Raw genomic sequence first — 21442 nt, 5'->3', positions numbered from 1 at the left:
CGTTAACGGGGGCTTCTTAGCGTCAGCGGCGTGACCCATTGCCCCTACTGCGCGCTGCAGTGCTCCATGAGCGTCATCGACGGCCAGGTGACACCTGGTCCCGGTGGGCTGTGCCAGAAGGGCTGGACGGCAGGGGAGCTGCTGCGCCATCCCGGCCGCCTCACCACGCCCCTCCTGCACGGCCGGCCGGTGTCGTGGGACGAGGCACTGGACTTCGTGGCCGCCCGGATCACCTCCTACGAGCCCGACGAGGTCGCCGTGTTCGGCGGCGGCGGGCTGACGAACGAGAAGGCCTACGCGCTCGGCAAGTTCGCGCGCGTCGCGTTGAAGACCTCGCAGATCGACTACAACGGCCGGTTCTGCATGTCGTCGGCCGCCGCCGCGGGCAACAGGGCGTTCGGGCTCGACCGCGGGCTGCCGTTCCCCCTGACGGACCTCCGCGGCGCCGACACCGTGCTGCTGGCGGGTTCGAACCCGGCCGAGACGATGCCGCCGTTCCTGCGACACCTCGAAGGCGCGCGGCTGATCGTCATCGACCCGCGGCGCACCCCGACCGCCGAGCGCGCGACGCTGCACCTGCAGCCCGCGCCGGGCACGGACCTGGCGCTGGCACTGGGGTTGCTGCACACCGCGGTCATCGAGGGCGTGATCGACAAGGAGTACATCACCTCGCGGACCTCGGGTTTCGACGACGCGTGGCGGGTCGCGGCGGGGTGGTGGCCGGAGCGGGCCGAACGCGTCACGGGGGTGTCCGCCGCCGACCAGCGCGCGGCCGTGCACATGCTGGCCGGGCGGTCGTACGTGCTGACCGGGCGCGGCGCCGAGCAGCACGCGTCCGGCACGGACACCGTCTCGGCGTGGATCAACCTGGCCCTGGCGCTGGGTCTGCCGGGTCGCGCGGGTTCGGGGTACGGCTGCCTGACCGGGCAGGGCAACGGCCAGGGCGGCCGTGAGCACGGGCAGAAGGCCGACCAGCTGCCGGGCTACCGCAGGATCGACGATCCCGCCGCGCGGCGGCACGTGATGGACGTCTGGGGCGTCGACTGGCTGCCCGGACCGGGGCGCAGCGCGTACGAGCTGCTGGTCGCCGACGACGTCAAGGCGATGCTGGTGTTCGGCAGCAACCCGGTGGTCTCGGCGCCGCGGGCCTCCGGTGTCGTCGACCGGTTCAAGGCGCTGGACCTGCTGGTGGTGGCGGACTTCGTGATGTCGGAGACCGCCGCGATGGCCGACGTCGTGTTCCCGGTGACGCAGTGGGCCGAGGAGGACGGCACGATGACCAACCTCGAAGGCCGGATCATCAGGCGCCGCAAGGCACTCGACGCCCCGGCCGGGGTGCGCAGCGACCTGGAGTTGTTGCAGGGCCTCGCCTCACGGCTCGGTGTCGGCGAGAAGTTCCCGGTGGAGCCGGTCGAGGTCTTCGAGGAACTGCGGCGCGCGTCGGCCGGCGGCCCCTCCGACTACTCCGGCATCACCTACGAGCGGCTGGAGTCCGAGCAGTTGCACTGGCCGGTGCCGTCGGTGGACCACCCCGGCACGCCGAGGCTCTTCCTCGACCGGTTCGCGCACCCCGACGGCCTGGCGCGGTTCATCCCGGTCGACCACCGCGGCCCCGCCGAGCCGCCGGACGACGAGTTCCCGTTGCAGGCCACCACCGGCCGCGTCCTGCAGCACTACCAGTCGGGAGCGCAGACGCGGCGGATCGGCGAGCTGCTGAAGGCCGTTCCCGAGATGTACGTGGAGGTCCACCCGGACACGGCCGCACGGGCCGGCCTCGCTTCCGGCGAGTCCGCGCACGTCGTGTCCAGACGGGGAACGGTGACGGCGGTCGTGCGGTGCGTGCCGAGCATGCGCGTCGACGCGGTGTTCCTGCCGTTCCACTTCCCCGGTGACGGGCGGGCGAACCTGCTCACCAACCCCGCGCTCGATCCCACGAGCCGGATGCCCGAGTTCAAGGTCTGCGCGGTTCGATTGGAGCGGGCATGAGGCGAGTCGTGATCGTCGGGTACGGCATGGCAGGGGCTCGGCTGGCGGACGAACTGCGCCGGCGCGACGCCGACATCTCCATCACGGTCGTGGGTGCGGAACCGCACGCCGCGTACAACCGCGTGCTGCTGTCGACGGTGGTGGCGGGCACGATGACGCCGGAGTCGACGCGGCTGCACGACGACAGGTGGGCGCAGGAGCACCGCGTCGACCTGCGGCTGGGCTGGCAGGTCCTGGAGGTCGACCGCGCCGCGCGCACCGTGGTGGCCGGCAAGGCAGGGGATCTCGAGCTCGTCGTCGAGCCCATTCCCTACGACGCCCTCGTCCTCGCCACCGGCAGCGTCCCCTGGGTGCCGCCGGCCGAAGGCCTCACCGAGGACGGCGGGCTCGCCCCCGGTGTCGTCGCCTTCCGCACCCTCGACGACTGCGCCCAGATCGAGGCCAAGGCCGGCAAGGGCATGCCCGTCGCCGTCCTCGGCGGTGGCCTGCTCGGCATCGAGGCCGCCCGTGGCCTGGCCGGACGTGGCTGCCTGGTCACCGTCGTCCACCCCGTCGGCCACCTCATGGAACGCCAGCTCGACCCCGGTGCCGGCGGCGTGCTGGCCCGCACGCTCGGCAAGCTCGGCATCGAGTTCCGCCTGAACTCGATGGCCACCAAGTACCTGCCCGGCGACGGCCTGATCCTCGACGACGGCACGCACGTCCCCGCCGAACTCGTCGTGGTCTCCGCCGGCGTGCGCGCCGAGACGTCGCTGGCGGTGCGGGCGGGACTGACCGTCGACCGCGGCATCGTCGTGGACGACGCGCTGCGCACCAGCGACCCTCGCATCCACGCGATCGGTGACTGCGCCCAGCACCCCGGCACGGTGTCGGGCCTGGTGCAGCCCGCGTGGGACCAGGCCGCCGTGCTCGCGGACCGCCTGACCGGAGTGGACCCGGCCGCCCGCTACCGGGGCACGTCCGTCGTCACGCGGTTGAAGGCGCGCGACGTCGACCTCGCGGCGCTGGGTGACGTGCACACCGATGTGGACTGCCCGGACTCGGAAGTCCTGTGCTTCCAGGAACCTTCGCGCGGCCGGTACGCCAAGCTCGTGCTGCGCGACGACCGGGTGACGGGCGCGATCGTGCTGGGCGCGCCGGACGCGGCGGCCACGATCACCCAGCTCTACGACCGCGGCATCCCCGCGCCGACCGACCGCCTGGCGTTGCTGCTGGGACGTGCGCTGCCCGCCGAGGCCGCGTCCCCCGCCGACCTGCCGTCCAGCGCGGTGATCTGCCGGTGCAACACCGTCTCCAAGGGACAGATCGTGTCGGCCTGGCGCGCGGGTGCGGAGTCGTTGCCACAGCTCGCGGAGGCCACCCGCGCGACCACGGGCTGTGGTGGCTGCAAGGACGCCGTGTGCGGGTTGCTCGACTGGCTCGGGGCCTCACAGCCCGCCCCGGCGTGATGTGCGGCGGAGTTGCCTCCGCCGTCACCGCCCAGAACGCCTCGGTAATGCGCGCTTCCTAGTTTTTGCGGCAACGCCGACCCCGCGGAGGACTTCAAATGAGCTGGATCGACCACTGGGAGCCGGAGAAGCCCGAGTTCTGGGAGAACAAGGGCAAGCGGATCGCCCGCAAGAACCTCGTGTTCTCCATCCTCGCGGAGAACCTCGGGTTCAGCGTCTGGGTGCTGATGAGCATCGTCGTCGTCAGCCTCGGCTCCGTCGGCTTCGACTTCAGCGTCGGCCAGCAGTTCTGGCTGCTGATCGTGCCGAACCTGGTCGGTGCCGCGCTGCGGGTGCCGTACACGTTCGCGGTGCCGCGCTTCGGCGGCCGGCTGTGGACGACGATCAGCGCCGGGTTGCTGCTCATCCCGTGCACGATGCTCGCCTACGCGGTGTCGACGCCGGGCACGCCCTACTGGTTCTTCCTGCTGACCTCGGCCGCGATGGGCCTCGGTGGCGGCAACTTCTCGTCGTCGATGGCGAACATCTCGTTCTTCTACCCCGAGGGCAAGAAGGGCCTGGCGCTCGGCCTGAACGCGGCCGGCGGCAACCTCGGTGTCGCGATCACGCAGCTCCTCGTGCCGATCGTGATCACCATCGGCACCGGGATCCACCTCGCCTACGCGGCGCTGATCTGGATGCCGTTCATCGTCCTCGCCACGGCCTGCGCGTGGTTCTTCATGGACAGCCTCACCCAGGCCAAGCCGGACGGGCAGTCGTACAGGCTCGCGCTGTCGAACCGGCACACGTGGGTGATGTCCTTCCTGTACATCGGTACGTTCGGCTCGTTCATCGGGTTCTCGTTCGCGTTCCCGTCGCTGATCAAGATCAGTTTCGTGGACTACAAGGGCTGGGTGGCGCTCGCGTTCCTCGGTGCGCTGATCGGTTCGGTGGCCCGCCCGTTCGGTGGCTGGCTCGCCGACCGGATCGGTGGCGCCAAGGTGACGCTGGGCACGTTCGTCGGCCTCGCCATCGGCTCCGTCGGCGTGATCGTCAGCGTCGACTCGGGGAACTTCGCACTGTTCTTCGGCTCGTTCATCGCGTTGTTCGTGCTGGCGGGCGTGGGCAACGGATCCACGTACCGGATGATCCCGGCGATCTTCCGCACCCAGTCGGACGACGACAAGTCCGCGAAGCGCCAGGCCGCCGCCGTCGTCGGCATCGCGGGTGCGATCGGCGCCGCCGGTGGTGTGCTGGTGAACCTGGTCTTCAAGTTCTCGCTCGAGGGATCGAAGACCCTGACGCCCGCGCTGACCGCGTTCCTGGTCTTCTACGGGCTCTGCGTGGGCACCACCTGGTGGTTCTACCTGCGGCGCAACGTGTTCGCGGCGCGTCCGTCGCTCGCCTACGCGGGCGTGTGACGCACGACTCGCTGAACTGCGGAGAGAGTTTCCTTTAACACCCGCGAAATACCGCGGACCTTGGGATGACACGCCGCCCGGTGAGCATACCGGGCGGAAGGAGGAATGCCCGATGACCCAGACTCTGGTCGTAGTTGGCAACGGCATGGTCGGCCACCGGCTCGTCGAGATCCTTCGTGGCTCGTCCTGGCGGATCGTGGTGTTCGGGGAGGAGTCCCGCCCCGCCTACGACCGCGTCGCGCTGTCGTCCTATGTGGACAGCTGGACCTTCGCGGACCTGGAGCTGCCCGCGCTGGACGGCTGCGAGCTCCGGCTCGGCGAGAAGGCCGTGTCCGTGGACCGCGTCCGCAAGGTCGTGGTGGGTTCCTCGGGCGTCGAGATCTCCTACGACGCTCTCGTGCTGGCCACCGGCTCGGTGCCGTTCGTACCGCCGGTGCCCGGCCGTGACCTGCCCGGTTGCCACGTCTACCGCACGGTCGACGACCTGGACGAGATCCGGGCGACGGTGGAGGCCGCCGACCGGCCCGGCAGGCGTTCCGGCATGGTGCTCGGCGGTGGCCTGCTCGGCCTGGAGGCCGCCAACGCGTTGCGCGGCATGGGGGTCTCGCCGCACGTCGTGGAACTGGCGCCGCGGCTGATGCCGATCCAGGTCGACGACGGTGGTGCCGGGCTGCTGAAGCGGCTGGTCGAGAAGCTCGACCTGACCGTGCACACCGGGACGTCCGCCTCCTCCATCGAACGCGACGGCTCGCGGTTGATCGCGAAGCTCGCCAGCGGACTCGAGCTCGACCTGGACGTCGTGGTGTTCAGCGCCGGCATCCGGCCGCGCACCGACCTCGACCTGGGACTGGAGCTCGGGCCGCGCGGTGGTTACCTGGTCGACGCGGCCTGCCGCACCTCCGACCCGCACGTGTTCGCGATCGGCGAGTGCGCCGCCGTCGAGGGCGTCACGTACGGGCTGGTGGCCCCCGGCTACTCGATGGCCGAGGTGGTCGCCGACCAGCTCTCCGGTGGCGCTCGGGTGTTCCCCGGTGCCGACGTGTCCACGAAGCTGAAGCTGCTCGGGGTGGACGTGGCGTCGTTCGGCGACGCGCACGCCCAGACCGAGGGCGCGCTGGAAGTCGTGGTCAACAACGCGGTCGCGGGCACCTACAGCAAGCTCGTGGTGTCGGACGACGCCCGCATCCTGCTGGGTGGCGTGCTCGTCGGCGACGCCTCGTCGTACCTGTCGCTGCGCCCGTTGGTGGGCAAGGAGGTTCCGGCCGCGCTGTTGCAGCCGGGCGGTGCCGTCGACGTGGAGATGCCCGCGGACGCGCAGGTCTGCTCCTGTCTCGCGGTGACCAAGCAGACGATCACCGACGCGATCCAGTCCGGTGTGGCGTGCGACGTGGCCGAGCTGAAGGCCTGCACCAAGGCCGGCACCGGCTGCGGCTCGTGCGTGCCGATGCTGAAGAAGCTGCTGACCGAGTGCGGTGTCGAGCAGTCCAAGGCCCTGTGCGAGCACTTCACGTACTCCCGCGCGGAGCTGTTCGAGATCATCCGGGCGACGCGCGTGGCGACGTTCTCCGCGCTGATCGAGAAGCACGGCACCGGACGCGGCTGCGACATCTGCAAGCCGGCCGTGGCCTCGATCCTGGCCTCGCTGGGCAACGGGCACATCCTGGGCGAGACGCAGGTCTCGTTGCAGGACACCAACGACAGGTTCCTGGCGAACCTGCAGCGCAACGGCACGTACTCGGTCGTGCCGCGCATCCCCGGCGGCGAGATCACGCCGGAGAAGCTGATCGTCATCGGCGAGGTGGCCCGCGACTACGGCCTGTACACGAAGATCACCGGCGGCCAGCGCATCGACCTGTTCGGCGCGACCGTCGACCAGCTGCCGGAGATCTGGCGCCGGCTGGTCGATGCCGGGTTCGAGTCCGGGCACGCGTACGGCAAGTCGTTGCGCACGGTGAAGTCCTGCGTCGGCACGACGTGGTGCCGTTACGGCGTGCAGGACTCCGTCGGCCTCGCCATCGAGCTGGAGCTGCGCTACCGGGGCCTGCGCTCGCCGCACAAGCTCAAGTCGGCCGTCTCCGGCTGCGCCCGTGAGTGCGCCGAGGCGCGCAGCAAGGACTTCGGCATCATCGCCACGGAGAACGGCTGGAACCTCTACGTGGCGGGCAACGGCGGCTTCACGCCGCGGCACGCCGACCTGTTGGTGTCCGATGTGGACACCGCCGAGCTCATCCGGATCATCGACCGGTTCCTGATGTTCTACATCCGCACGGCCGACCGGCTGCAGCGCACCGCGGCGTGGCTGGAAGGGCTCGAGGGCGGGCTCGACCACCTGCGTGAGGTCGTCGTCGACGACAAGCTCGGCATCTGCGCCGAACTGGAGACCGCGATGGAGTCGCACGTCTCCGACTACGCCGACGAATGGCGTGGAGTGCTGGAGGACCCGGAGAAGCTGGCGAGGTTCACGTCGTTCGTGAACGCGCCGGGCGTCCCCGACCCCACGATCTCGTTCCGCGCTGAACGCGGTCAGCGCGTCCCCGTCTCCCTGGGCATCCCGGAGGTCGTCAGATGATCGTCTGTGACTTTGACGTGTTGAGGCCGGAACAGGGTGTCGCCGCGTTGCGGCCCGACGGCTCGCAGGTCGCGGTGTTCCTGACCGCGGACGGCACGGTGCACGCCCTCGACAACATCGACCCGTTCAGCGGGGCCGCGGTGCTGTCGCGCGGCATCGTGGGCGACCGCGGCGGTGTGCCCGTCGTGGTGTCGCCGGTCTACAAGCAGGCGTTCGAGCTGGCGACCGGCAAGTGCCTGGACGAACCTTCCGTCTCCGTTGCGGTGCACCAGGTCCGCGTGCGTGACGGTGTTGTGGAGCTGACATGACGGGTCCGTTGGCGGGCTTCACGATCGGCGTCACCGCGGCCCGCCGGGCCGACGAGCTCATCGCGATGCTGGAACGCAAGGGCGCCTCGGTGCTGCACGGCCCGGCGTTGCGGATCGTGCCGCTGCCCGACGACGCGACCCTGCACGCCGCGACGCTGGAACTCGTGTCGTCCCCCGTGGACGTCGTCGTCGCGACCACCGCGATCGGCTTCCGCGGGTGGTTCGAGGCCGCCGAGGGATGGGGGCTCGCCGGGCGCCTGCACCGCGCTCTGGAAGGCGCCGTGGTCCTGCCACGCGGCCCGAAGGCCAAGGGCGCGGTCCGCGCGGCCGGGCTGGTCGAGGCCTGGTCGCCGTCGTCGGAGTCGAACGCCGAACTGCTGCAGTACCTGCTGCGGATGGGCGTGTCGGGCAAGCGGGTCGCCGTTCAGCTGCACGGCGAGCCGTTGCCGGACTTCGTGAACACGCTGGAAGCCGCCGGGGCTCTCGTCGTCGAGATCCCGGTCTACCGGTGGGAGCCGCCGGCCGATCTGGGACCGTTGCAACGCTTGATCGACGCCGTCCTGGCCGGACAGGTGGACGCCTTGACGTTCACCTCGGCGCCTGCGGCTTCTTCTGTGCTGCGCACGGCTCCGGACTTCGGGGCTTTGGTTTCCTGTTTGCGCCGCGATGTTCTGGTGGTCGGGGTTGGTGCGATCACCGCCGGGCCGTTGGTGGCCGCCGGGATCCCTGTTGTGCAACCTGCCCGGTCGCGGATCGGGTCGATGGTGCGCGAGTTGGCGCTGGAACTTCCTTCGCGCGCGTTGCGGCTGCGGATCGCTTCTCGTGACATGGAGATGCGTGCTCAGGCCGTGGTGATCGACGGGGAGTTGCGGCCCGTCGCGCCCGCTCCCATGGCCGTGTTGCGGACTTTGGTGGCCGCTCGTGGGCGGGTGGTGTCGCGTCAGGACCTGTTGGCCGCCTTGCCTTCCGGTGGCGAGGAGCACGCCGTCGAGACGGCGATCGGGCGGTTGCGGACCGCCCTGGGGTCGCCGCAGATGGTGTGCACGGTCGTGAAACGTGGTTATCGGCTAGCGATGGAGCCTGCATGAAACTGGTGTTGGCGTTCCACGGGACGCGTGATCCGCGTGGGGCCGCGGTGTGTTCGGAGATCGCGGCTGCTGTTCAGGAGTCGGTGGACCTGCCCGTCGAGGTCGCTTACGCCGATGTGCGGCAGCCGGACGTCCGGTCCGTTGTGGATGGTCCCTGTGTCGTGGTGCCGGTTTTTCTGGCTGCCGGGTATCACGTCCGGGTTGACATTCCCGAGCAGATCGGGCCTCGGGCTGATGTGGTGCTGACGTCGCCGGTGGGGTTGGACGCGGTGCCGGCGGTTCGAGATCGGTTGCGGGAGGCAGGTTTCCGCCGCGGCGACGCAGTTGTGCTCGCCGCGGCGGGTTCGTCTGATGCTCGGGCCTTGGCCACCGTTCGGCAGGCTGCGGCTTTGCTGGGGGCGGCCGCTGCGCCGGTACGCCGCGTCGTCGGTGAGGCCGTAGGTCGACTTGACGTGGTTCTTCAGGCCGTCGACGGCGCTCTTGGTGAGCGCGAGCATGTCGCCGCTGCTGCCCCAGTCGAACGGCATGACGGCCCACGTGTCGATCGGCGCGCCGAGCTCCTTGGCCCGCGTGATCAGGCGCTTGCCCCAGGAGTTCGGCCCGGTGCGGTCGGTCGGCATGGTGATGACGGTCTTCACGCCGGGGTTGTTCTGCTTGACGATCTTCAACGCGCCGAGCACGCGGTCCTGCGTGGTGTTGTTCTCGAACTCGGCGGCCTCGATGTCGATGTCGATCGCCTTGAGCGCGTAGGCGTCGATCACCTTCTGGTAGGCGCCGGCGAGCGCGGCCGGTGAGCCGCAGAACTGGCCGAGCTTGTTGCCGGACCAGCCGCCGATCGACGGCACCGCGTCACCGCCGGCCGCGCGGATCGAGTTGATCAGGGTCTTGTCCGACCCGGTCAGCGAGCGGCTGCCGTCCCACTTCGGGTTGCAGGTGCCGTCGCTGAGGATGAACGCGAGGGTGAACGACCTGATGCCCGTCTGCTGCATCACGGTGGCGGGGTTGGGCTGACCACCCCACTGGTAGAGGTAGGGCGCCGCGAGCACGGGGTTGACGGCCGCCTGTGCGGTCGTGGGCAGCATGATCGCCGCGCACGTGGCGGCGACGGCGCCGACGAGGAACCGCTTCATCTTCTCCTCCAAGACTGCTCGGTCCAGGGCGGCGGAGCTGGCAGTGAGCGGGCTCACAACGTCTTCAAAAGTGGACTAGACCACCTCTCTCTGTCAAGAAGGTAGACGAAATCGTCCGCTGGTTCGTGCTGCACGGTTCCACCCTGGTCGGGCGGCCTTTGACGATCTTGTCGGTGCCGCGTGGTGCAATCGACCCGTGGCACTTCCACCCCAGCTGGTCCGCCGAAGGCCGGAGACGCGCCCGCGTCCCCGGTGGGACGCCGCTGCCCAGCGGGTCTTCTCCCACGAGGGCTTCGTCCGGGTGCTCGGCGGCCCCGGCACCGGCAAGACGACGCTGCTCGCCGAGCTGGCCGCGCACGTCGTGCTGGAACACGGGGCGGATCCGGAGAACGTGCTCGTGCTGACGGCGAACAGGCGTGCGTCGGTGGCGTTGCGCGCGCAGGTCACGCAGTTGCTGACGGGGCGGTTGTCCGCGATCCGCGAACCGTTGGTGCGGACCGTGCACTCCTACGCGTTCGCGGTGCTGCGCAACCAGGCGGTGCTGCAGGGCGAGCCGCCGCCGCGGTTGCTGTCCGGGCCGGACCAGGACGCGATGGTGCGCGAACTGCTCGCCGGCGACGTGGAGCTGGGCGCGTTGAAGTGGCCGGAGCGGTTGCGGGCGGCGCTGGAGCTGCCGGGGTTCGCGCACGAGCTGCGCGATCTGCTGCTGCGCGCGGCGGAACGGGGGCTCGGGCCGGAAGACCTGATCGAGCTCGGCGAGCGGAACGGGCGCGACGAGTGGGTGGCGGCCGGGCGGTTCGGGGCGCAGTACGAGGCGGTGAACCTGCTGTCCGGGATGGACTCCGCGACGGCGTACGCCCCCGCCTACGACGCGGCCGAGCTGGTGTCGTCGGCCTACGCGGCGTTCGTGAACGACGAGGACCTGCTGTTCGCCGAACGGCGGCGCGTGCGGTACCTGCTGGTCGACGACGCGCAGCACCTCGATCCGATGCAGTACTCGCTGATCCGCTCGCTCGGGTCGGGAGCCGCGCGGTTCGTGCTGGCCGGTGATCCGGACCAGGCGATCTTCACGTTCCGCGGCGCCGATCCGGAGATCCTGCGGGACGCCGGCGGCGAGACGGTCGTGCTGCGGCAGTCGCACCGGATGATGCCCGAGGTCCGGGACGCGGTGGCCCGGCTGGCGGCGCGTCTGCCCGGTGCCTCCCCTGCCCGCTCGGTCGACCCGGTCGACGGTGAGGGCTCGGTGCAGGTGCGGTTGCTCGCGTCGTCCGCGCAGGAGGCGACGTGGGTGGCGGACCAGCTGCGGCGTTCGCACCTGGCCGACGAGGTGCCGTGGTCGCAGATGGCCGTGGTGGTGCGGTCGGCGACGCTGTCCCTGCCGGTGCTGCAACGTGCGCTGCTCGCCGCCGGCGTGCCGGTGTCGGTCGCGTCGGACGAGTTGCCGCTGGCGCAGCAGCCTTCCGTGCGTCCGCTGCTCGCTCTCGTCCGTGCCGCGGCCTCGCCGGGTTCGCTGGACGAGGACACGGCGGCGATGCTGCTGTCCTCTTCGTACGGTGGCGCGGATCCGTTGGCGCTGCGGCGGTTGCGCCGCGGTCTGCGGCGCCTGGAGATGGCCGCGGGCGGGGACAGGCCGAGCGGCGACCTGCTGGTCGAGGTCGTGGAGACCGGGGACAGGCTGGCCGCGCTGGAAGACGCGGAGTCGTTGCCCGCGCGGCGGATCGGACATCTGCTGGCGTTGGCGCGCAAGGCGATCGAGACGGGGAAGTCCGTCGAGGTCGTGCTGTGGGACCTGTGGGCGGCGACGGGCCTGCAGGAGCGCTGGGTGGCGCAGTCGGCCCGGCGCGGACTGCTCGGCATGCAGGCGGACCGCGACCTCGACGCGATCGTGGCGTTGTTCGAGGCGGCCGCGAAGTACGTCGACCGGTTGCCGGGTTCCGGGGTCGCCGGGTTCGCGGACTACCTGGAGTCGCAACGGATCGTCGGCGACACGCTGGCCGCCTCGGCCCCGACCGGTGAGGCGGTGTCCGTGCTGACGGCCCACTCGGCCGCCGGGCGCGAGTGGGAGGTCGTCGCGGTGCCCGGCGTCCAGGAGGGCAGCTGGCCGGACCTGCGGCTGCGCGGCACCGTGCTGGGCGTCGAACGCATGGTGGACGTGCTGGCAGGGATGGAGCCCTCGGTGTCGGCCGTGGCGCCGATCCTGGCCGAGGAACGCCGGCTGCTGCTCGTCGCCGCATCCCGCGCGCGGTCGAAGCTGCTGATCAGCGCCGTGCGAGGCGAGGACGAGCAGCCGTCGCGGTTCCTCGACGAGATCGAGTCGTCCGCGGAGGACGAACGGAAGCTGCACCGGCCCCAGCGCGGCCTGGTGCTGGGTGAGCTGGTCGGCGAACTGCGCCGGGTCGTGTGCTCGGACTCCGAGTCCCCTGACCGGCGTTCGCGTGCCGCCGAACAGCTGGCCCGGCTGGCCGAGGCGGGTGTGCCCGGTGCGCACCCGGAGTCCTGGTACGGCCTGGCGGAAGTGTCCATCGACGCTCCACTGTGGACCGAGGAGCAGAAGGTCAGCGTGACGCCGTCGACCATCGAGGTGATCACGAAGTGCCCGTTGCGCTGGGTCGTCGAGCGCCACGGCGGGCAGGACCCGGCGGAGCTCGCCTCGGTGACGGGCACGCTCGTCCACGCGCTGGCGCAGGCGGCGTCGTCCGGTGCGGACGCGCAGCAGCTCAGGGTGAAGCTCGACGAGGCCTGGGCCGCGGTGGACGCCGGCGCCCCGTGGTTCTCCCGCCGCGAACGCATGCGGGTGGAGAAGATGCTCGACACGTTCCTCGCGTGGCTGGCCATGAGCCGCAGCCAGCTCACGCAGGTCGCGGTCGAGGAGGAGATGGTCGTCGACGTCCCGAAACGCGACGGCGGGCCGTGGCTGCAGGTCAGGGGCCGGGTCGACCGTCTGGAGAAGGACGAGGACGGCCGCCCGGTGGTGATCGACCTCAAGACCGGCAAGAGCCCGGTGTCGCGCGAGGCGTCCCAGGAACACCCGCAGCTGGCCGTCTACCAGCTGGCGTCGTCGCTGGGCGGCTTCACCCACATCGGACTCGGAACCGAGCCAGGCGGTGCCCGCCTGCTCTACGTGGCGAAGGAGGACAAGAAGACAGGAGCCGTCGAACGCACCCAGGCGCCGCTGGACGAGCAGGGCGTGCAGGCGTGGCTGGAGGTCGTGCAGGGGGCCGCGGAGTCCGTGCTCGGGCCGAACTACACGGCGCGGGAGAACGCGGACTGCGACCGTTGCCCGGCCCGTACGACGTGCCCGGTCCACCCGTCCGGCCGGCAGGTCAGCGAGTAAGTGCTGTCGACCTGCGTGTTTCATGCTCTCGAACTGTCGGCGAACACACCGTGCGGGGTGGTGCGGCCGCGTCCGGCCCGGGTAGGAAGATGTACTGGTGACCGTCAGCCCGTTCGAGATCGCTGAGGCGCTCGGGCTGAACAAGCCGACACCCGAGCAGGCCGAGGTCATCGCCGCACCCGCGCAACCCGCGCTGGTCATCGCCGGCGCCGGAGCGGGCAAGACCGAGACCATGGCCGCGCGCGTGGTGTGGCTGGTCGCGAACGGGCTCGTGCTGCCCGACCGCGTGCTCGGCCTGACGTTCACGCGCAAGGCCGCGCGCCAGCTCGCGGACCGCGTGCGCGCCCGGCTGCGCAGGCTGGCCGGATCGTCCCTCCTGGACGATCTCGATCCCAGCGGCGAGCGCAAGATGGCCGTGCTGACCGGCGAGCCCGTGGTGCTGACGTACCACGCCTACGCGGGGCGCCTGGTGACCGAGCACGGGCTCCGGCTGCCCGTGGAGCCCGGCGTGCGCCTGCTGACGCAGACGGCGTCGTGGCAGCTCGCGCACCGGGTGGTGTCCACGTGGGCCCGCGACCTCGACACGGACAAGGTGCCGGCGACGATCACCGGGTACCTGCTGTCGCTGGCCGGCGAGCTGGGCGAGCACCTGGTGACGCCCGAGGCGTTGGAAGCGCACGCCCTCGAGTTCTGCGCGCTGGTCGAGAACGCGCCACGTGCGCCCCGCCAGCGGGACGCGTTGCCGGAGAAGCTGCGCGAGATCGTTGCGGCGCAACGGTTGCGGATCGCGATGCTGCCGTTGCTGGACGCCTACCAGCAGCGCAAGCGCAAGGAAGCCGCGCTGGACTTCGCAGACCAGATGTCGCTGGCAGCGCAGCTGGCCGCGTTCGACGAGGTGTCCACCGGGGAACGCGAGCGTTATGGCGCCGTCCTGCTGGACGAGTACCAGGACACCGGGCACGCACAACGCGTGTTGCTGCGGTCGTTGTTCGGCGAGGGCGAGCCGATGCCGGTGACGTCCGTGGGCGACCCGGCGCAGGCCATCTACGGCTGGCGCGGGGCGTCGGCCGCGAACCTGCCGCGCTTCGCCGACGACTTCCCGCCGACGAAGAAGTTCGGGCTGCTGACCAGTTTCCGCAACCCGCCCGAGGTGCTCGAACTCGCCAACGCGGTCTCGTTGCCGTTGCGGGAAGCCGGGCTGGACGTCGACGAGCTGCGCGCGAGGCCCGGCGCCGGGCCGGGCGACGTGCGGCTGGCGTTGCACGCCGACATCCGCGGGGAGCTCGACTGGATGGCGGACAACGTTGCGGCACAATGGGAAGCACACCTCGACACCGAGGGCGTGCCGCCGACCGCGGCCGTGCTGGTGCGCCGCCGTTCGGACATGGCCGCCATCGCCGCGGCCCTGCGCGAACGCGGCCTGCCCGTCGAGGTCGTCGGCCTCGGCGGCCTGCTGGACGAACCCGAGGTGCGCGACCTGGTGTCGGCCCTGAGGGTGCTCGTCGACCCCCTGGCGGGCACCGCCGCCGCCCGCCTCCTGACCGGCTCGCGCTGGCGCCTGGCGGCCGTGGACCTGGCCGCGCTGTGGTCGAGGGCCCGCGACCTGGCGGGCGTAGCACCGCGACAGTCCGTTGTGGACGATCCGCTGATGGTGCTGGCGGACGCGTTGCCAGGCGAACACGCCGAACAGGCGGGCCTGGCCGACGCCCTCGACGACCCCGGCGACCCGGACGCCTACTCCACCGACGGCTACCGGCGGATCCGGCGGCTCGGCGGCGAGCTCGCGGCGTTGCGGCGCAGGCTCGACCAGCCGCTACCCGAACTCGTGGCCGACGTGGAACGCACCCTGCTGCTGGACATCGAGTCGATGTCACGCCCAGGCATGGTCGGCCGCGCCCACCTCGACGCCTTCTCCGACGTCGTGACGGACTTCGCCGCGGCCTCCCCGTCCGCCACGCTCCCGTCGCTGCTCGACTACCTCTACACGGCGGAGCACGCCGAAGACGGCCTCGAACCCGGCGAGGTCGAGGTCTCCGAAGACCGCGTGCAGATCCTCACCGTCCACTCCGCGAAGGGCCTGGAGTGGCACATCGTCGCGCTGCCGCACCTGGTCCGCGACGTGTTCCCGGGCCGCAAGAAGTCCTCGTGCTGGCTCAAGTCCGTGACCGAACTGCCGGCCCCCCTGCGCGGCGACGCGGCCGACCTCCCCAAGTTGACGCTGTCCGCCGGCTACAACCGCAAAGAGGTCGACGAGGCACTGACCATCCACGCGGAGGAGTTCGAGGAACGCCGCCTGGTCGAGGAACGCCGCCTCTTCTACGTGGGCGTCACCCGAGCCGAACACAGCCTGCTGATGTCGGGCCACTGGTGGGCGGAGGCAGGCGACAAGCCCAAGGGCCCCTCGGTGTTCCTGCAGGAAATGCACGAGGTCCTGCAACGCGACACCGCCGTCGGCGACATCTCCTGCTGGGCCCTCGAACCGGACGCGGACACCCCGAACCCACTGGCCGAGGACGTGAAGTCCTCGATCTGGCCCGCAGACCCCTTGGGCAAACGCCGCGACGCCGTAGTCGAAGGCGCCGAACTGGTCCTGGCCGCCCTGGACACCCTGCGCAACGCCCCACCGGCACCCCTGCCGCTGATCTTCGAAGACCCCACGGCCGAGCTCCTGGACGAGGACTACCCGCCCCCCACCGACGAGCCCCCGGACGACGACTTCCCGCCAGAGCCAGAACCACTCCCGGACGACGTCGTCCCAGACGACCCGGAACTCCCCCTCGACGAGGACCCAGAAGGCTGGGCGAGGGACGTCGACGTCCTGCTGGCAGAACGAGCGGCATCCCAGAACCGCCGTGAACAGGTGGCCCTGCCGGACCACCTGTCGGTCTCACAGCTGGTGGAACTGGCAAAAGACCCGGACCTGCTGGCCCGCCGCCTGCGCCGCCCACTCCCGTTCCCCCCGAACCCACTGGCCCGCAGAGGTACGGCCTTCCACACGTGGCTGGAAAACCGCTTCGGCGCCACCCGCCTGCTCGACATTGACGACCTCCCAGGAGCAGGCGACGCAGACGCCGCCCCAGACGCAGACCTAGAACGCCTCAAGGAGTCGTTCCTGGCCAGCGCCTGGGCAGACCGCACCCCACACGACGTCGAAGTGCCGTTCGAAGCGGAGTTCGACGGCATCTCAGTCCGAGGCCGCATGGACGCCGTGTACCGAGACCCCGACGGCTGGACCGTCGTGGACTGGAAGACAGGCGCAGTCCCGGACGCCGACGCCCTGCCCGCCCTGTCCGTGCAGCTGGCGGCATACCGGCTGGCGTGGGCGGCCCTGGTCGGCGCGCCGCTGGAACAGGTGCGGGCCGCGTTCCACTACGTGCGGCACGACCACACGGTGAGGCCGGCGGACCTGCTGGAAGAGCAGGGCCTGAAGGACCTGATCCGGTCTGTTGGGTCTTGATCGCGAGTTGTCCACAGGCTGCGACTTTCTGACCTGCGGTTATCTATTGCCCGGTTAGCCTGTGGACAGGCGGGAACCGAAGTTGCGTTTCACTCGTTGCGTGACAAGGAAGCGCGCGGGGGAGCAGCAGGCCGATCTTTCGGTCAGGTCCGAGTCGTCATCGAAGTGGTGTGCGACGGCTGTAGCTCTGGATCGCGCGCGAGGGCTGCGGCGGCTGTCGGCCTGGACGTGGCGACTCGGGCGTGCGCGCTGGTGATGCCTGTGGGGCCGCGCCGCTCGACTCCGCGGATGGCTTGGCCCCTGCGGGACGGGCCTGGCGCTACGGGACGGGCTTGGCCTTGCGGGACGGGCTTGGTCCTGCTGGGCGGGCTTGGCCGTGCGGGAACGGCTGGCCCTGTGCCGCCCTGCGGGACGGCTTAGCGCTGCGGTGTGGCTCGGCTCCGCGGACGGCTCGGCATGCGGGTACGGCTCGTCCCTGCGGGGATGGCTCAGTCCGGCCCTGCGGTTCGGCTCTGCGACTGGTTCAGTCCGGCGGGATGGTGCAGCCCTGCGACACGGCTTGGCGACCGGCTCGGCTTGGCGACCGGCTCGGCTTGGCGACCGGCTCGGCTTGCGACACGGCTCGGCTTGCGACACGGCTCGGCTTGCGACACGGCCCGGCGACACAGCTCAGCCCGGCGGAAAGACCCCACGACCCGGCTCAGCCCGCCGGGACGACCCCACGACCCCGGACCACCCCCGCGACCAGCTTCACCCCTGCGAACTACCCGCCGGCGCATGAGAAGCCTTCAAAACCCGCTCATACAAAACCTCAAGCAACCACCGCCCGAACAACGAAGGCCCGAACTCAGGCGACCGGTCCTCCGGCGGCACCATCAACTCGGCCACGCTGTCGTCGCCCACGACGACACCGATCCCGTAGTAGTCGAGCTCGATGAACGACCAGGCCTGTGACTCGCCGGTGCGGGGGAGCATCACCGCGCACGGCGCCAGAGTCAGGAGGGTGCCGCAAGACTGGAGGGCGCGGTCCGTAGTGGACTCGCTCACCAGCACGCCGACGAGTTCCACGGCGGCCACGGGGAGCCGGTCGTGTGCTTCCGGCTCGAACCACGAGCGGAACCAGGACGGGTCGGCTCGTGGGGGCCAGCCGTTCGAGGTTCTCCACTCGTGCACGTCGGGCAGCAAACGCACTACCGCGGACACCTGCTGGCCCAGGACGGCGACGTCGGGAACGACGACTCCGTCCCAGCCGAGTGCGGTCGCGGCGCGCTGAAGGAGCGTTTGCACAGGGCGCATCCTAAGGTTCCTCGCGCAGAAAATGACAGCGTTTGCGGGATACTTGGTTAAGGATTACCCAGGGTGGTCATGGGGAGGCTTTCGCCACTTTCCACGCCCATGCGACGAGTGGGATCTGCAGTGGCAGGCGGCCGTAGGCGATGGCTCGTGCTTTGGGCGATTTGCCCCGGAAATCAAGAGCCATTTTCACGTTTGCCGGGAACACCGCCACGAACAGTGCGGTTGCCGCGAAAGCGCCCAGACGGCGGGTTCGGGGGGTGGCCACCGCCGCGGCCACGGCCAGTTCTGCGGCACCTGACACGTACGTCCACTGCCTCGGGGTGCCGGGCAGTGAGCGGGGGACGATCGCGTCGTAGTACTTCGGCCTGGTGAAGTGGGTTGCTCCGGCCAGACCCAGCAGTGTGGCGAGCGCCAGCGCCGACCGCGCTCGGGAACGGGTTGGTTCCATGGCGTCACCCTGTCATGCCTACGCCGCGTAGGCGAGACGGGGCTGGCCTATTCTCCACGGCCGTGGCAGGTGATTCTCGTCATTCCGAAGGCACAGAACGCACTGAACGCGCCGCTGTCGCCGCGCTGACCGATTCGTTCGTGGCAGGGCTCTGCGAGTGGATCAGGATTCCGAGCATCGGGGTCGACCCCGCGCACCATGCTGACGTGCGGAGATCCGCCGACTGGCTGGCGGACGCGCTGCGCGAGGACGGCTGGCCGGAGGTCGCGGTCTGGGGTGACGGGCCGGCGTTGCCCGCCGTGTTCGCCTGCTGGCCCGCCAGCGATCCGGACGCGCCCACCGTGCTCGTCTACGGGCATCACGACGTCCAGCCGGTCGATCCGGTGCAACGCTGGGAGCATCCGCCGTTCGAGCCCGTGATCAGCGGTGACGAGATCAGGGGGCGCGGTGCGAGTGACGACAAGGGGCAGGTCGCGATGCACCTGCTCGCGGTCAAAGCGCATCTCGCGGCCACCGGGCAGAATGCGCCGAGCGTCACGCTGAAACTCTTCGTCGAAGGCGAGGAGGAATCGGGATCGCCGCATCTTCGAAAGCTGCTCGAAGATCACGAAGCCGAACTCGGCTGTGATCTTGTTGTGTTCACCGACACGGCATTGCACGATCGTGACACGCCGACGGTCAACACCGGGCAAAGAGGTGTTCTCGGCGCCGAAATCACGTTCGAAGGCGGCGCGGGCGATGTGCATTCCGGGCGTGCGGGCGGTGCGATTCCCAACCCGGCGACGGCTCTCGCGAAACTGGTCGCCGCGCTGCACGACGACGACAACAGGATCCGGCTCGAAGGCTTCTACGACGACGTCCTGGAACCGTCCACAAAGGAACGCGAGGACTACGCCGCGCTGCCGTTCGACGAGCGGAAGTGGCTCCAGCACAACGGTGGCGGGGCCCAGGCGACCCACGGCGAGACCGGCTACAGCACGCTCGAACGCATCTGGGTGCGGCCCACCGCCGAGGTCAACGGCATCAGCAGCGGCTACACCGGGCCCGGCCTGAAGACGATCATCCCCGCGACGGCGACCGCGAAGATCAGTTTCCGGCTCGTGCCCGACCAGCACCCGGAGAAGGTCGCGCAGCAGCTCAGCCGGTTCGTCGCCGAGCACACGCCGCCGGGCATCACGGCGCGGGTCGCCCTCAGGGGCGAAGGGGTGCCGCCGTACGCGATCAGCCCCGACGACCCGGCCAACGCCGCGGTCAAGCAGGCCCTGGAACTCGCGTTCGACCAGCCCGTCCGGTTCGCGCGGGCCGGCGGGTCCGGGCCCGCGGCGGTGCTCCAGCAACGACTCGGGGTGCCCCTCGTCTACCTCGGCGCGACCTTGCCGGATGATCGCGTCCACGCGCCGAACGAGCGCGTAGTGGTGCCGTTGCTCCTCAAAGGCGCGGAGGCGGCCGCTCACCTGTGGCGGATGCTTGCCCAAGCGGAGATCGCGAAGAGGTTGTCCCGATGAGCCTGTCTGATGAAGCGTCGCATTCGCTCGTCGGCGTGATCAGGATGCCGGACAAGGTCGAGAGCCCTGTCCGCGCGATCCTGAAGCGCGTCATCGGCGCGATGGCGGCGCTGCTGCTCGCGGTGATGATCGTCTACCTGGACCGCGACGGCTACCGCGACGTCAACGAGGACGGCGTCTCGCTGCTCGACGCGTTCTACTACGCGACGGTGTCCCTCTCGACGACCGGCTACGGCGACATCACGCCCGCGTCGTCGTCGGCGCGGCTGGTCAACGTCCTGGTCATCACGCCGTTGCGGGTCCTGTTCCTGATCGTGCTGGTCGGCACGACACTCGAAGTTCTCACGGAGCGCTCACGTCAGGCGTTGCGCATTCAAAAGTGGAGGCGGGTTGTGCGGGACCACGTGGTGGTCGTCGGCTACGGCACGAAGGGGCGTTCGGCGGTCGCGGCGCTGCTCGGTGACGGTGTCGACCCCGGTTCCATCGTCGTCGTCGACACCGTGCAGGAGTCGCTGGACGCGGCGTCCGCCAAGGGACTGGTGGTCGTGCACGGCTCCGGCACTCGCAACGACGTGCTGAGGGTCGCCGGTGCGGCCCGTGCGCGCGCGATCGTCGTCGCGCCGAACCGGGACGACACGGCGGTGCTGGTGACGTTGACGGCCCGCGAGCTCGCCCCCAAGGCGCAGATCGTGGCGTCGGTGCGGGAACGGGAGAACGAGCACCTGCTCAAGCAGTCCGGCGCCGACTCGGTGGTCGTGTCGTCCGAGACGGCCGGCCGCCTGCTCGGCATGGCCACCGCGACGCCGTCCGTCGTGGCGATGGTGGAGGACCTGCTCACGCCCGACGCGGGCCTGGCGATCGCCGAGCGGGACGTCGAGAAGAGCGAGATCGGCGGATCGCCGCGGCACCTGCCCGACATCGTGCTCGGCGTGGTGCGGGGCGGGACGCTGTTCCGGGTGGACGCTCCGGAGGCCGACGCGATCGAGCCGGGAGACCGGCTGCTCTACGTCAAGAAGGTGACCCCGCCCGGCGAGGAGTAGGCATCACGGCCGGTGCGCGCAGAGGCGCGTAGCGGAAGAGGAACGCGTAGAAGCCGCCCGCCAGCGCTGCCATGCACAGCAGCAGCGCGGTGAGGCGGCGCCCGACCGGGAGTCCGGCGGGAAGTGAGGCGGCGGACGACACCATCTCGCCGCCGGTGTTGATGATCTCGACTGTCTCGCCCTTGGTGTGGCCGCAGCCGTCGAGCTTCGCCTGCTTCTTCTGGCCGTCGGCGTCCCACTCGACCGTGTCCATGCCGGAGCCGCAGGAGCCGCTCTCGACGACAGTCGCCGTCACGGGTCTAGGGGGTTCCTCGGCGCCCAACACCTTGGCGGGCAAGAAGAGCGCGAGCGCGACCCCGATCCCGACCAGTCCGACGACCAGCAGGATGAACACCCATCTGTCCGGGCTTCGCGGAACCGCCACACTGCGATG

General features: G+C 70.5%; 15 protein-coding genes. 12 read left to right on the top strand and 3 right to left on the bottom strand.

The annotated features are described in order from the left end of the window. Positions 1 to 66: 66 nt before the first annotated feature. The 10 genes from DFR72_RS14030 (at position 67) to DFR72_RS13985 (ending at position 16720) form a co-directional block, all read left to right on the top strand. Complete coding sequence (locus DFR72_RS14030; RefSeq protein ID WP_090065717.1) at positions 67 to 1986, top strand: molybdopterin oxidoreductase family protein; 1920 nt, start codon at positions 67 to 69, stop codon at positions 1984 to 1986. Then, positions 1983 to 3434 (top strand): FAD-dependent oxidoreductase, encoded by a 1452-nt coding sequence (locus tag DFR72_RS14025; protein ID WP_090065718.1) that lies wholly within the window; start codon positions 1983 to 1985, stop codon positions 3432 to 3434. Before DFR72_RS14030 ends, DFR72_RS14025 begins: the two co-directional genes overlap by 4 nt. A gap of 98 nt (positions 3435 to 3532) precedes the next feature. Beyond that, positions 3533 to 4834, top strand: coding sequence for an MFS transporter (locus DFR72_RS14020; protein ID WP_090065719.1), 1302 nt, complete (start codon positions 3533 to 3535; stop codon positions 4832 to 4834). Positions 4835 to 4946: 112 nt separating this feature from the next. Beyond that, positions 4947 to 7403 (top strand): nitrite reductase large subunit NirB, encoded by a 2457-nt coding sequence (nirB, locus tag DFR72_RS14015; protein ID WP_090065720.1) that lies wholly within the window; start codon positions 4947 to 4949, stop codon positions 7401 to 7403. Further along, positions 7400 to 7711, top strand: coding sequence for a nitrite reductase small subunit NirD (gene nirD / locus DFR72_RS14010; RefSeq protein WP_090065721.1), 312 nt, complete (start codon positions 7400 to 7402; stop codon positions 7709 to 7711). Before nirB ends, nirD begins: the two co-directional genes overlap by 4 nt. Next, positions 7708 to 8799, top strand: coding sequence for a uroporphyrinogen-III synthase (locus DFR72_RS14005; protein ID WP_090065722.1), 1092 nt, complete (start codon positions 7708 to 7710; stop codon positions 8797 to 8799). The genes nirD and DFR72_RS14005 overlap by 4 nt, the downstream gene beginning before the upstream one ends. Further along, positions 8796 to 9593, top strand: coding sequence for a sirohydrochlorin chelatase (locus DFR72_RS47890; protein ID WP_245982921.1), 798 nt, complete (start codon positions 8796 to 8798; stop codon positions 9591 to 9593). Before DFR72_RS14005 ends, DFR72_RS47890 begins: the two co-directional genes overlap by 4 nt. 19 nt (positions 9594 to 9612) lie before the next feature. Then, the gene (locus DFR72_RS47885; protein ID WP_211335427.1) at positions 9613 to 9810 is read left to right on the top strand and encodes a hypothetical protein; all 198 of its coding nucleotides are present in this window, start codon (positions 9613 to 9615) and stop codon (positions 9808 to 9810) included. Positions 9811 to 10125: 315 nt separating this feature from the next. Beyond that, positions 10126 to 13263, top strand: coding sequence for an ATP-dependent helicase (locus DFR72_RS13990; protein ID WP_090065731.1), 3138 nt, complete (start codon positions 10126 to 10128; stop codon positions 13261 to 13263). Between the two features lie 97 nt (positions 13264 to 13360). Next, positions 13361 to 16720, top strand: coding sequence for an ATP-dependent helicase (locus DFR72_RS13985; RefSeq protein WP_090065732.1), 3360 nt, complete (start codon positions 13361 to 13363; stop codon positions 16718 to 16720). 750 nt (positions 16721 to 17470) lie between these two features. Here DFR72_RS13985 and DFR72_RS13980 read toward each other — a convergent pair. Then, a complete protein-coding gene (locus tag DFR72_RS13980) occupies positions 17471 to 18007 on the bottom strand; it encodes a hypothetical protein (protein WP_177224545.1) in 537 nt (178 codons plus the stop codon). A gap of 76 nt (positions 18008 to 18083) precedes the next feature. After that, the gene (locus DFR72_RS13975) at positions 18084 to 18464 is read right to left on the bottom strand and encodes a DoxX family protein (RefSeq protein ID WP_090065734.1); all 381 of its coding nucleotides are present in this window, start codon (positions 18462 to 18464) and stop codon (positions 18084 to 18086) included. A gap of 14 nt (positions 18465 to 18478) precedes the next feature. Here DFR72_RS13975 and DFR72_RS13970 point away from each other — a divergent pair, with 14 nt between their 5' ends. Together DFR72_RS13970 and DFR72_RS13965 are read left to right on the top strand one after the other, a co-directional pair. Then, on the top strand, positions 18479 to 19969 hold the full coding sequence (locus DFR72_RS13970) for a M20/M25/M40 family metallo-hydrolase (RefSeq protein ID WP_090065735.1): 1491 nt from the start codon (positions 18479 to 18481) through the stop codon (positions 19967 to 19969). After that, on the top strand, positions 19966 to 21009 hold the full coding sequence (locus tag DFR72_RS13965; protein WP_090065736.1) for a potassium channel family protein: 1044 nt from the start codon (positions 19966 to 19968) through the stop codon (positions 21007 to 21009). Before DFR72_RS13970 ends, DFR72_RS13965 begins: the two co-directional genes overlap by 4 nt. On the opposite strand, the gene DFR72_RS13960 is transcribed toward DFR72_RS13965, so the two are convergent. Then, positions 20978 to 21433, bottom strand: a complete 456-nt coding sequence (locus DFR72_RS13960) for a hypothetical protein (protein ID WP_143086711.1) — start codon at positions 21431 to 21433, stop codon at positions 20978 to 20980. The genes DFR72_RS13965 and DFR72_RS13960 overlap by 32 nt on opposite strands. Positions 21434 to 21442 lie beyond the last annotated feature (9 nt).

This window comes from Lentzea flaviverrucosa, assembly GCF_003350445.1.
Lineage (GTDB): Bacteria > Actinomycetota > Actinomycetes > Mycobacteriales > Pseudonocardiaceae > Lentzea > Lentzea californiensis.
Note: the sequence above shows the minus strand (reverse complement) of the source record. Positions and strands in the feature narration are given on the sequence as shown.

What these genes read in the sequence shown, in the direction of transcription:
- nirD (WP_090065721.1), top strand. Translation starts at nt 7,400, where the DNA reads ATGATCGTCTGTGACTTTGACGTGTTGAGGCCGGAACAGGGTGTCGCC.
- nirB (WP_090065720.1), top strand. Translation starts at nt 4,947, where the DNA reads ATGACCCAGACTCTGGTCGTAGTTGGCAACGGCATGGTCGGCCACCGG.
- DFR72_RS14025 (WP_090065718.1), top strand. Translation starts at nt 1,983, where the DNA reads ATGAGGCGAGTCGTGATCGTCGGGTACGGCATGGCAGGGGCTCGGCTG.
- DFR72_RS13970 (WP_090065735.1), top strand. Translation starts at nt 18,479, where the DNA reads ATGCCTACGCCGCGTAGGCGAGACGGGGCTGGCCTATTCTCCACGGCC.
- DFR72_RS13965 (WP_090065736.1), top strand. Translation starts at nt 19,966, where the DNA reads ATGAGCCTGTCTGATGAAGCGTCGCATTCGCTCGTCGGCGTGATCAGG.
- DFR72_RS14020 (WP_090065719.1), top strand. Translation starts at nt 3,533, where the DNA reads ATGAGCTGGATCGACCACTGGGAGCCGGAGAAGCCCGAGTTCTGGGAG.
- DFR72_RS14005 (WP_090065722.1), top strand. Translation starts at nt 7,708, where the DNA reads ATGACGGGTCCGTTGGCGGGCTTCACGATCGGCGTCACCGCGGCCCGC.
- DFR72_RS13975 (WP_090065734.1), bottom strand. Translation starts at nt 18,464, where the DNA reads ATGGAACCAACCCGTTCCCGAGCGCGGTCGGCGCTGGCGCTCGCCACA.
- DFR72_RS14030 (WP_090065717.1), top strand. Translation starts at nt 67, where the DNA reads ATGAGCGTCATCGACGGCCAGGTGACACCTGGTCCCGGTGGGCTGTGC.
- DFR72_RS47890 (WP_245982921.1), top strand. Translation starts at nt 8,796, where the DNA reads ATGAAACTGGTGTTGGCGTTCCACGGGACGCGTGATCCGCGTGGGGCC.